General features: G+C 44.8%; 10 protein-coding genes. 6 read left to right on the plus strand and 4 right to left on the minus strand.

Features of this window, described 5'->3' with window-relative positions; translation table 11 throughout:
• Positions 1-20 precede the first annotated feature (20 nt).
• From F0251_RS18535 to F0251_RS18545, 3 genes are all read right to left on the minus strand, one after another.
• Positions 21-1,352: a D-serine ammonia-lyase gene (locus tag F0251_RS18535; protein WP_171731544.1), complete on the minus strand. Its 1,332-nt coding sequence runs from the start codon at positions 1,350-1,352 to the stop codon at positions 21-23.
• 133 nt (positions 1,353-1,485) lie between these two features.
• Entirely contained in the window at positions 1,486-2,271 is a 786-nt protein-coding gene (locus tag F0251_RS18540) for a helix-turn-helix transcriptional regulator (protein ID WP_171731545.1), read from the minus strand.
• Between the two features lie 34 nt (positions 2,272-2,305).
• Positions 2,306-2,839: a YbhB/YbcL family Raf kinase inhibitor-like protein gene (locus F0251_RS18545; protein WP_105058141.1), complete on the minus strand. Its 534-nt coding sequence runs from the start codon at positions 2,837-2,839 to the stop codon at positions 2,306-2,308.
• 275 nt (positions 2,840-3,114) lie between these two features.
• On the opposite strand from F0251_RS18545, the gene F0251_RS18550 reads away from it, so the two are divergent.
• The 4 genes from F0251_RS18550 (at position 3,115) to F0251_RS18565 (ending at position 8,431) form a co-directional block, all read left to right on the plus strand.
• Positions 3,115-4,524 carry a DUF3404 domain-containing protein gene (locus tag F0251_RS18550; RefSeq protein ID WP_171731546.1) on the plus strand — a complete coding sequence of 470 codons (1,410 nt, stop codon included), beginning with the start codon at positions 3,115-3,117 and terminating at the stop codon, positions 4,522-4,524.
• Positions 4,502-5,152, plus strand: coding sequence for a response regulator transcription factor (locus tag F0251_RS18555; protein ID WP_171731547.1), 651 nt, complete (start codon positions 4,502-4,504; stop codon positions 5,150-5,152). The genes F0251_RS18550 and F0251_RS18555 overlap by 23 nt, the downstream gene beginning before the upstream one ends.
• A complete protein-coding gene (locus tag F0251_RS18560) occupies positions 5,149-5,967 on the plus strand; it encodes a DUF2861 family protein (protein ID WP_171731548.1) in 819 nt (272 codons plus the stop codon). The genes F0251_RS18555 and F0251_RS18560 overlap by 4 nt, the downstream gene beginning before the upstream one ends.
• 142 nt (positions 5,968-6,109) lie before the next feature.
• A complete protein-coding gene (locus tag F0251_RS18565) occupies positions 6,110-8,431 on the plus strand; it encodes a glycoside hydrolase (RefSeq protein ID WP_171731549.1) in 2,322 nt (773 codons plus the stop codon).
• A 41-nt stretch (positions 8,432-8,472) separates the two neighbouring features.
• On the opposite strand, the gene F0251_RS18570 is transcribed toward F0251_RS18565, so the two are convergent.
• Complete coding sequence (locus tag F0251_RS18570; RefSeq protein ID WP_171731550.1) at positions 8,473-9,375, minus strand: LysR family transcriptional regulator; 903 nt, start codon at positions 9,373-9,375, stop codon at positions 8,473-8,475.
• Positions 9,376-9,502: 127 nt separating this feature from the next.
• Here F0251_RS18570 and F0251_RS18575 point away from each other — a divergent pair, with 127 nt between their 5' ends.
• Both F0251_RS18575 and F0251_RS18580 read left to right on the plus strand, forming a co-directional pair.
• On the plus strand, positions 9,503-10,567 hold the full coding sequence (locus F0251_RS18575) for an HlyD family secretion protein (RefSeq protein WP_171731551.1): 1,065 nt from the start codon (positions 9,503-9,505) through the stop codon (positions 10,565-10,567).
• A gap of 3 nt (positions 10,568-10,570) precedes the next feature.
• A complete protein-coding gene (locus tag F0251_RS18580; RefSeq protein ID WP_061031019.1) occupies positions 10,571-12,121 on the plus strand; it encodes a DHA2 family efflux MFS transporter permease subunit in 1,551 nt (516 codons plus the stop codon).
• Positions 12,122-12,193 lie beyond the last annotated feature (72 nt).

The raw sequence follows: 12,193 nt of genomic DNA on the forward strand, positions 1-12,193 counted from the left end.
CGCATTTGTATCTCTACCCATCAAATAGATGACTTGGCAAGATACATCGCCATTTCTTGTTCAGGTACCATGCCTCCACCCGTCGCCCAAACAAGATGCGTGCTGTTGGATAACGTCGAATCATCGATACCTAATCTCGTCATATATTCGGTGTTGTGTTCTACATGGATAGGCCCTGGCATGCCTGCTAATGCAGAGGGCTCTAGTTTGATGGCTTCTGCTTGATTCAATTGACCTAACAATTGATACATGCGTTCATCCGTTAATGTGTAGTAACCATCCAATAAGCGCTCCATTGCTCTGCCAACAAAGCCTGACGCGCGGCCCACGGCTAACCCATCAGCTGCAGTAAGGTTATCAATACCAAGATCTTGTACTGCAATCTCGTCATGCAAACCGGTGTGAACGCCTAACAACATACAAGGTGAATGCGTAGGCTCGGCGAACAGACAATGAACATGGTCGCCAAACGCCATCTTCAAACCAAACGCTACACCACCAGGGCCGCCACCTACGCCACACGGTAAGTAGACAAACAACGGGTGCGCTTTATCGACGACAATTTGTTGCTGCTCAAATTGCTGTTTGAGTCTATCTCCAGCGACAGAATAACCAAGAAACAGTGTTTTCGAGTTTTCATCATCGATGAAGAAACAACTTGGATCTTGCTCTGCTTCTTTCCGTCCTTGTTCGACCGCTACGCCATAATCTTGCTCATACTCAACCACATTAACGCCGTGCTCTCGCAGTTTATTCTTTTTCCACGCTCTCGCATCGGCAGACATATGAACGGATACGGTAAAGCCTAATTTCGCGCTCATGATACCAATCGACATGCCTAGGTTCCCTGTTGAACCTACCGCAATACTGTATTGCTTAAAGAACTCACGAAACTCGGGTTCTAGCAATTTGCTGTAATCATCGCTTTCACTTAGTAACCCAGCTTCAAACGCGAGTTTCTCAGCGTGAGTCAGTACCTCATATATGCCGCCACGGGCTTTGATAGACCCAGAGATAGGCAAGTGACTGTCTTTCTTCATCATCAACCGCCCTTTTATAGGCAATTGATAATGCGCCTCCAATGCGGTTTTCATCGTTGGAATATCAACCAAGTCAGATTCAATGATGCCATTGGATAATTGAGTTTCAGGAAATGCTTTTGCTAGATAAGGGGCGAAATATTGTAAACGTAGACTCGCATCAAGAATGTCTTTCTCATCTAAGCCGACATAAGGTAACCCTTGCTCTAGTGTTGTGACATTTGGGTTAAACCAAACCACCTCTTCGAGCGCCATAAGTTTATTTAGTAATGGAAAGTCGTTGATGAGGTTATTTAGATTCAATTCAGTCATGAGCTACCTTCTCTGGTATTGAGCGTTATGCGCTATTTCAATCACTTGGTGCGTAGCCTATTAGAGCCGTAATCAAGAAATGATTCAATAGCCTAAGCTTGCGCGTAACGTCAACAGGATGGTATTTCCCTTTCTATATCCTTGAGGCGACTGTCTTGATGTATTCGCTTGGCGACAGACCAAACTTACCCTTAAAGCGCTGACTAAAACGCCCTTCAGACTGGTAACCACAAGATTGAGCGAGCATCGTGACATTCTGTTGGCCATTTTGCATAAGATACAATGCATGGCTCAAACGCACTTCCGCTAACACTTCACGATACTGCATGCCTTCGAGTTTGAGCTTACGGATCAACGTCGCACGACTCATTGCAAAACGTTCTGCAACATCTTCTAAAGGGTGCTTCTCGTCTGGTGAATGAGATAAGTAATGACTGAGTTTTTGGCTGAAAGAGACGTTTGAACGAGTAAACAACCGATGTAACACCCCCTTCTCTGCAAGCTGTTGATACAAACCTTGCAACCAAAATTGCTGTGTGGTTTCACTCATACTTTGACGATCAAACGTAAACAAGACATTTAAAGTATCTTGTAAACTGCGGTCTGCTTCTAAAGTGGGGTATTCGAATTCGGCAGCACATTGTTCACTCAGTTCGAGCATCGCTTGAGTGGGTTGAAAATGAAAACTAAACACGCGGGACAGAAATCGCCCTTTATGTGGCATGTTCTCAAAACTCAATGATGCCGAAGCTTCACACAGCAACAACTCAGAATGAGTAAGCTCTGCTGCCGAGTCTTTCCAAAACAAACGCTTACTGCCTGTGATGATCTGAATAATACTAGGGGATAGAATCCTCACATTACGCAGCTTTTGTAACTGCTCAGCTCGAAACACTGTCACTTGATATTGATGATTCATCTCATCCCCTTATTTGTTTTTTGTCTATAGCAAATTAACGGGTGTAAGTTGCGGTTAACCTTGCTTTGTCTAACGCCATGCTATTCAGTGTAAAGCCCACGACAGCTGATGGTGTATTCTCATCGAGGTTTAACTTATCAGTTGGTAACGCCCAAACCGTAAATTGATAACGATGCATGCCGTCTTTCTCAGGAGGGCAAGCGCCACCAAAACCGACCGTTCCGTAATCGATGCGCCCTTCCTTACCACCCAACTTCGTAATGTCCGCTGCGCGAGGTAATTCATTCACGGTTGCTGGAATATCAAATGCAACCCAATGCCAAAAACCACTTTCGGTTGGTGCGTCTGGGTCATAAGCCGTGATTGCAAAACTTTTGGTGCCTGCCGGTGCGTCTTTCCACATTAGTTGAGGTGATAAGTTCTCACCATCACAACCCCAACTAGAGTATTCAAACGTCTTGGCCATTGGGTGACCTTCTTGAATATCGTTACTGGTTAATTCAAATGCGTGAACTGAGCTTGCAGCCAAGATGCTCGCTGCCAATACTGATCTGATCATTGTTCTCATGATGATTCCTCTTGTTAGGTTTAAATCCAGTATAATCAGTTCCACCCTTTAATAAGTAACAGTAAGTACATAATTATCTAATCAAATTCAAATAAATGATACTTTCTGCACTTTAGAACCATTATTTTAAGAAATCATCGATTGATGATGTATCGCTAATTTCGCTACTCGCGGTCACAAATTGATAAAGTGGGGACACTTGTTGACATTCAGGTTACAAATCTCGAGCAAAATTCTTTAGACTCGCGCTAATGACTTTTAATGAGAATAACTGGATGCGCAGGCTGACATTAGCCCTTTGTTTGATCTTTTGGCTCCCTACGCTAGCCAACGCCCAAAGCTTGCAAGATAAATGGCAGTCCCTGTACCAATTGAGTTGGCAGGCGTCTCCGATCTTTGTTTCTCAGCAAGAGTTATCTCATTACCCAAAGGCTCTGCTTCAAGACAACAGCCGTTACCCAAATTTCAAAAAATTCACATGGCAAGATATTGCTTTATTGGCTGAGATTCAGCAAACATGCCAAGCGATTGAACCTTCTAATTCTGCGTTAAACGATGCCATCGAGTTCGAGCTTGCTTTATGTCAGCAACAAACCTTAGATTCAATCTGGTTTGCCGCCCATTCTAAAAAACACCCTGCTGGTGGAAGTTTCGCGGACCGTTATGTGGCGCATTACCCAGAGACAAGCGAACAGATTCACCCGTTTTTAACGATTACCAACCCACTGCACCCGCTGTACACCAAACTACAACCCTTAACAGCAGAAGGAAGGGAAGCGCTGCTTGATGGATACCGAGCCTGGCAACAAGGTGATGTACTTTGGTTAAGTGGTGAGCAAGGTTGGAAAGTGGTCTCGCAGGATGTTTGGAAGCCAATTGCGAACCAACAAGGCATGACCTTATCTGGAGAAAGCTGTTCGTTTCGATACAGTAATCTCTGCATGAGTGAAACGAACAACGACACTCTTTTCATGAAAGTGATGATCTTCTCTTTACTGATTGTTCTATTTTCAATACTAGCAAGATCGCTATTTCTAAGAACAAAACAGCGTAAAGAGAGACAGTTTGTGTTGCAGCTACTGACTCATGAACTTCGCACACCAATTACCAGCCTTGGTTTAACCGTCGAAATGTTCAGAAATCGCTATGACGAGTTCCCTGATGCCACTCAAGATGCAGTTTGGCGTTTAATATCTGACTATCAGAGGCTATCTCAACTGACTGAAAACAGTAAGGTTTACTTGAGCACAGAAAACGCCGAACCTCTATTAAAGCAAAACGCTTCTCTCGAAGAGTGGCTTGAACATGTATGCGAAAAGCACAACATCGGCTATCAATGTGATTCCGGCGAAGTAGAGCTTAACCTGCCCTATTACTGGCTGACCATTTGCTTAGATAACTTGATCAAGAACGCCAAGCAACACGGTAAAGGCGAAGTAACGGTTACCGTCACTCTTAAAGATAAGCTAAGAATTGAGGTCCAAGATCAAGGGCATTTCCCTTCATTAGTAGAACGAACCTTGTGCCGAGTCACTCCAAATGATGCGCATAGACACGATAACATGGGTATTGGACTCACCATTGTTGAACACTTGATGAAACAGGCGAATGGACGCCTCATTATTCTCCGTAATCCAACCCGATGTATTTTGGAAATAGCTTATGAACACCCTATTGCTGATTGAAGATGATCCACTACTTGGACAAGGCCTCGTCAGCTTCTTTGAGTCCAATGGTTACCAATGTCTTTGGGCACAAGACACTATGCGCGCCAATAAGTTATGGCTACGTGCCGACCTTGTAGTACTCGATAGGCAGCTTGAGGATGGCGACAGCTTACAACATCTTCCAAACTGGTTACTTCTAAAGGCACTACCTGTGATTGTGTTAACCGCTAAAGTAGAAGTTCAACAACGTGTTGAGGGCTTAATGGCAGGAGCAAAAGATTATGTGACTAAGCCTTTTTCTAATGAAGAGTTGCTCGCGCGGGTCATCACTCAACTGCGTCCGCTGGGTGTGAGCCACCTAAATTACGCCGACATCCAAATCAACTTGTCAGAAAGAATCGCGTATCTGGATGAAAGCCCAATCGCACTTAAACCTAAGGAATTTCAGTTACTGGTTCTGTTTATTCAAAACCAAGGGCGGGTGTTTCATCGAGACGAACTGCTCAACAAAATTTGGGGCTATCAAGCCTTTCCAAGCACCCGAACCGTGGACAATCACATACTCCGCTTGCGTCAGAAACTGCCGACACTCCACTTAGAAACTCACCGCGGTGTTGGTTATCGTTTAGTTGGGGATTCGAAATGAAAGTAACATCGTTAACCGCTTTGCTGTGTGTGTTACCGTTTGCGAGTCATGCGACTTGGTTTACAGAGACACCTTTACAGCGATCTTATCAATCGCTACTTAATGAGCAACCGCAGCTTGCATGGCAAGAGTTACAAATCGCACTCAATCAAGAATCGCTTGATAGTCACCTTTGGCTGCCCGTAAAACAAGAAATACTCACTAGAACTCAATGTGGAAGAACACTTAAACAAAGCGATGTACCCACCCACCACATCCAAGTGAGTTTTATTAAACGTTACGGTCTTTCGTCACAAGGCTATCAGATTAAAATCTCAGCCGAGCCACGCAGCAGTGATCTAAATAAAAAAGCACAGCCAGTCACACTCATCGCTCCTGATGGTCTTACGATGATTGAAGGACAGTTCAACTCGGGCGTCGACTATCAAGAAATCGAAACCAATGAGATGTTCATTAAGCCTGAATCTGGTGTTTATCAATTAACCGTTGGGACGAACAGCTACCCCATTGTTGTCGCGTTGGATGACAGCAATCGTTGGTTAGCACTGGAGAATAAACTTGATAACGCACACGTTGTGATCACGCCACCAGAGGTTATCGATAACTGCCCTAGTACCCACGTAAGTTGGCAATGGTTTGATGGCAACTACAACATGTTAGGTTTCAAAGTGCCGATCAAGGCAAAGCAAGTTGCGGTTCCTACACAAAGCCCAGCCGGAGAAAAGGCCAAGCACCTAAGCGCATCAGTGGAAATGTTCGAGTACCAAGGCGCGATTGAGGTCCAATACGTTCAACGTGTCGCTGTCCCTTTCTAGAAAGCGTTGTTGTATAACTTTGATGGATTTCTTTGGTGGATAGCTTTGATGCTTCTACGAGGCAGAAATAGAGACATATAGGTGACAAAACACTAACGCATCTTAGATGTAATAGCCGTAATTACTACCACGGAATCTAAACATGCTGAATATCCACCATAAATTAAATGCTTCATCTTGGGCCATGTTAGCCCTATTCACCGCTTGTACTTTTTCAACAGAGACACAAGGGAGTGAGTTTTCACTTCAAGACCACAGTGGTGACAACACCAACAATACTGTTCTAATAGACCCATCAACACTCACGATAGATTGGAATGGCTTGAGCGTTAACAATGCTCCGCTAACCGTTGACGGTATCCCTCAAACAATAGCCGAGATATCCCGGGATTCAACGAGCGCCGCTTGGACGTTAATGCCAAGCAAAATCGCAGTAAAAGCGGAGTTAAACCAAGGTGAGCTAGACCTGCAATTCACCCTACCTTCTGATATCAAGGTAAAACGCAACCAACCAATCGAACTGGCTTGGTTTGACCTTGCAGAAAAAGAAACACAAACACTGCTACTGCCCTTTAGTGAAGGTATGTGCGTACCTACCGACAATAAGTTATGGGCCCGCTACCTCGCCAATAACCACTCTGGAAGTAACACCACTCAAGGCTTAAAGATGCCGTTTTGGACCACGCAGCAGAGCGATCAGTTCATCAGCTACCAGTTGATCAACCCAACCAATAACCAACTGTTTTTTACTGATGTCACTTCTGGATCGAGCTCGAAGAAGAAGTCCCTTATTGATATGAGCGCATCACATCAATTTACCACGCTAAATCAATCACAACCTTTTGCTGTTCGCATAACGCTCGGCGATTCAATGCTCGATGGTGCCAAGCAATACCGCGACTGGCGCATCGCCAATGGGTTGTCAGAATCACTAGCCTCAAAGCAAGCGCGTAATCCAGATATTAGCAAGCTGGTTGGTGCAAGTCATGTCTACCTGTTTGGTAAAGATCCTTTGAGTATCCAAGATGTGAAAGACTGGTGGGGACTAAAAGAGTGGTACTTTGAACGCTCTAAGCTCAACATATCCGATGAAGCTAAGCGTGAGCTATCCACTTTGTCTAAAGGTAAGGACTGGTTGAGCCGATATCATAAACAGTTGCTGTTGGATTCTATTAGCCAATATCTACAAAGCTTATACCCCGTCGCATCCCCGACACTCGCTGATAACACGATTGAGGCGCAATACATCGCGGCGCAAAATCGAAAAAACTGGTTGTCTGAACACGCGTCGTCATTTCTTAACTCACCAGATACTTGGGGGCAAGCTTTATCATCCGGCATGGTCGATAATCTAAATAACGCCGGATTGAACAAGCTTTGGTTGGGCTTTGATAACTGGATGCCTGCCTTTTATCAGCCAAACGCGGTCGAGTTAGCCAAACAATCTGGTTACTTGGTTGGGACTTACGACTCCTATAACACCGCGATACCGGCTCAATTAAATGACAGCTGGTTAACCGCTCAGCTACCAGATCCAATACGAAAGACATGCGCAATTGAGCTAGCCGATGGAAGTTTGAAAAAAGGATTTCGTGGTAACGGCTTCTACTTAAATCCCAATTGCCATTTGGACTACGTAAAACAGCGCGCCCAAGACATCATGAACTTTGGTCACTTCAATAGTTTGTTCTTAGATGTCGATGCAACGGCAATGGCGCGTGAGGACTACAGTGACAATACCAGTGAGTCGGAGATGCTTTCTTCCTTTAATAACCGAATGCAGGGGCTTAGCGAACAACCGTCTCTGGCGTTGGGCTCTGAAGACGGCAACAGCTTGACCACCAAGGGCATTGCGTTTGCACACGGCTTGGAAACGGTAGGGTTTGGTTGGACAGATAAAGATATGAAAGAAAACCGCCAATCTCCCTACTTTTTAGGCCGTTGGTATCCTGATCATAAGCCGGACTTTTTCTTCAAACCAGCAAAGGTTAAAGAGCCCTATAAGTCGCTACTGTTTTCGCCGCAATATCGTGTACCGTTATACCAAACTGTATTCCATGATGAAGTGATTAATACGCACCATTGGCACTCAGACAGTCTCAAATTTACCAATGTGAAGGCCAACCGTGACTTAACAGCCATGCTATATAACACGCCCGCAATGGTTCACTTAACCAGAGACGAAGCTCTCAAAAGTACAAGCCCGAGGCTCAAAGCCTTAAAACACTACCAAGATGGGTTTGAGCCGATACACGAACAGTTGTGGGATAAAGCGTTGATTGATTTCTCATGGTTAAATAACTACGGTACCGTCCAACAAACCACGTTCAGTGATGGCAGTAAGATCATCGCCAACTTCTCAGACCAAGTGTTTAATAAAGGCGACATCGATGTGGCTGCGGCTTCCATCAATGCGATATTAAGCAATGGAGAAGTCATAAAGTGGAAAGCCGAACTTAACTAAAGTGATTAATTTAGTCCCTTAGCGGTTAGCAGAAAACCAAGCTACTTGCGCTTCTCACTCTGAAACGCTGTGAGTAGATAATCGATAAACACCTTCTTGCGTTTCGGCATTAATTGTCTGTCGGCATACACCAAGCTTACCGAAACTTGTGGCATGTCGTATTCCGGCAGCAGATTCACCAGTCGACCCGTCTTGAAATGCTCACGACAAATGAACTCCGGTAACACTGCTAACCCTAGGCCATCGACACAGGCCGTTAAACAGGCGGTAATCGTGTTTACCCTGAGTTGGCTTGGTAGCTGAATCAATTCAGACTCCCCATCACCTAATTGCAATTCCCACTTAGGTAAACGTGCGGCTTTGTTTACCACCTCTATCATGCGAAACGGAATCTTAAGGTCCTTTGGCGTGTGTATTGGGCCAACTTGTTCTAGATATTTAGGGCTCGCCACTAACACACGTTTAGAGGTTGTCAGGTATCGAGAAACTAAACTTGAATCAACCAGCTCACCAATCTGCGCGTACAGATCTATCCCTTCGCCGATGATGTCAACTTCTCGGTTGGTTAGCTCCAAGTTCATCGTCACATTCGGGTATTCAAGCAGAAAGCTATGGATGTATTTAGCAAGCACTTGATGACCCAACTCTACCGGTAGTACTACATTCAATAGACCACGAATCAAGTCTTGGTTTGCAGAGACTTCTAACTCCGCTTGATTCATGATCTCTTGCATTTGAAGGCTCGACTGATAGAAGCGCTCTCCTTCAGGCGTGAGTATCAAACTGCGAGTCGAACGAGTGATCAGCCTCACACCTAAATGCTGTTCTAGCTCTGCTAATTTTCGACTCACTGTTGATTTCGTCATGTTCAACGTTTCAGCTGCGTGTGTAAAACTCCCACAATCAACCACTTGTGTGAAAACAGTCACAGCATTTAAGTCCATAAGACCTCCGAAAACTATAATTAGTAAGATTTTTGCAACAGTGTTTCCCTTTTTTCCTATCTTATCAATCAATCAGATTCATTTACAATTCGTTACATCCAAATAAAAACAAAATGAGAAAAGAGAAATGGCAGAGAACAACACCGCTTCGCAACCAGTAAGCACAAAAAAACGTAAAAAAGCCCCGCTTATTGCCACTGCGATCATGCTGTCATTGGGTTTAGCTGGCGCTGGATATTGGTACGGTTACGGTCAGTACTTTGAGTCGACCGATAATGCCTACCTACAAGGCGACATTACCAATATCAGCCCTAAGGTATCTGGCTATATCGTTAAGTCCTATGTAACGGACAACCAATCTGTTAAGGAAGGCGATCTATTGGTTCAAATCGATGAGCGTGACTACCAAGCAACGCTTGCTCAGGCTAATGCTCACCTAGCCGTCGTTCAGTCTGACGTAAAGAACCTAATCGCCCAACAGACGTTACAACGTAGCAAAATTAGTCAAGCAGAAAGTGGCGTCGATTCAGCAGAAGCAGAATACGAACGTGCGATTCAACAAGTGCAGCGCTCGCGTAGCCTGTTAAAACGTAATTATGCTTCTCAAGATGAAGTCGATAGCATGGTCGCTCAACAAAAAGTGACTCTTGCTGACTTAGAAGAAGCAAAAGCAAACCTTGTGGCTAGCAATGATCAATTAACCGTAATTGCCAGCGAGATAGAACAAGCCAAAGCTTCGGTCACTGAAGCCCAAGCACAACAAGAACAGGCACAGCTAAACCTTGATTACACCAAAGTTTACGCACCAACAGACGGTGTAATTGGTAAACGAAGCGTACGTGAAGGCTTGTTGATTCAAGCTGGTGCTCCACTTATGAGCTTAGTGCCAAACAACCAAGTGTGGATTGAGGCGAACTTCAAAGAGACGCAACTTAGTGGCATTCACAAAGGCCAAACGGTTGAAGTCGAACTCGACGCTTTCCCAGGACAACCGCTTGAAGGTGTTGTCGATAGCTTCTCACCTGCAACTGGTGCTAAGTTCGCACTACTTCCACCAGAGAACGCAACAGGTAACTTCACGAAGATCGTTCAACGTGTACCCGTAAAAATTACGATTCCAGACCAGCAAGGGTTAAAAGGTCGATTGCTTCCTGGTTTGTCTGTGGTTGCGACCATCGATAAACGAGGCTAGACCATGAGCAGCGCTGGTGTTATCAACTCAACTCATGATGAGGACAAAGTATCAACTCGCCATTGGATCGCCCTATTTGGCGGCTTGATCGGTGCGTTTATGGCTATCTTGGATATCCAGATCACCAACTCGTCGCTTAAAGATATTCAAGGTGCGCTATCTGCTACCCTGGATGAAAGTTCATGGATCTCGACCTCTTATCTAGTCGCAGAAATGATCGCTATTCCTCTCAGTGGTTGGCTTTCAAAAGCATTAGGTAAACGTCGTTACCTAACATGGACCACGGCTATCTTCACTATTTCATCGTTGCTGTGTTCGTTCTCGTGGAACATGACCTCGATGATCGTGTTCCGTGCAATGCAAGGTTTTAGTGGTGGTGCTTTAATACCACTCGCCTTCTCACTGGTCATTCAACTACTGCCCATTAACAAGCGTGCTGTCGGCATGGCTCTGTTTGGTGTTACTGCGACGTTTGCTCCATCTATTGGCCCAACGTTTGGTGGCTGGTTAACCGAGAACTTCTCGTGGCATTACATTTTCTACATCAACATCCCACCAGCCCTGCTCGTGATCACCATGATCCGATACGGCTTGGATGATGAAAAGCTCGACCTGGGTACGCTGAAGAAAGCCGATTGGTTCGGTATCGCTACCATGGCACTTGGACTTGGTTGTTTAGAAGTGGTGCTAGAAGAAGGCAACCGTGAAGAGTGGTTCAGTTCAAGCTTTATCATTACGTTGAGCATTATCTCTGCAGTGAGCTTAGTCTACTTCGTCATAAATGAGCTTCAACACAAAAAACCATTGGTCAACTTACGGCTATTACGAAATGGGCAGTTTGCGATGTCTTGTATCGCTTACCTCATTCTAGGGATGGCGTTGCTTGGGTCTATCTACGTGTTGCCAATGTATCTGACACAGATTCAGCAATACAACGCGATGGAGATCGGCGAAGTACTCATGTGGATGGGTTTTCCTCAACTGTTGATATTTCCAATCGTACCTAAGCTGACTCAAATCATTAAGCCGAAATACTTAGTGACCTTTGGCTTCGCGATGTTTGGTTTCAGTTGTTACGTAAATACCCACATGACCATAGATTTTGGTGGGCAACAGTTGATCTTATCTATGGTATTGCGTGCGATTGGTAGCCCGTTCATCATGGTTCCGCTCTCTTTAGTGGCGATGAAGAACATCAGCAAAATGGATACGCCTGACGCCTCTACACTAACTAACGTTATGCGTAACCTAGGCGGGGCGTTCAGTATTGCGATCATCGCTACCCTTTTGGACAACAAGACACGTGAGCATCTAGCACATATTAAAGAATCACTACCTTCAGTAAGTCAGTTAGGTTGGCAAACACTCAAAGATCAACAAGCGTTCTTTATCCAATCTGGCAGTGATGCCGCGACAGCGATGCAGCAAGCACAGGCAAGCCTGTTAGGAACCATGCAACGTGACGCCGCTATCATGGCCTACAATGATGTGTTTCTCATGATGACCGCATTCTTGGCATTAGCTGCAGTGTTAATTCTTAGTATGCGTGATTAAGTTTTAAGGCTTACAAATGCCGTTTGAATCGTAGATAAATACAGTTCCAATTAAACAAAGAGGCAAGCCTAA

It is taken from the genome of Vibrio sp. 070316B (assembly GCF_013114115.1).
GTDB lineage: Bacteria > Pseudomonadota > Gammaproteobacteria > Enterobacterales > Vibrionaceae > Vibrio > Vibrio chagasii_B.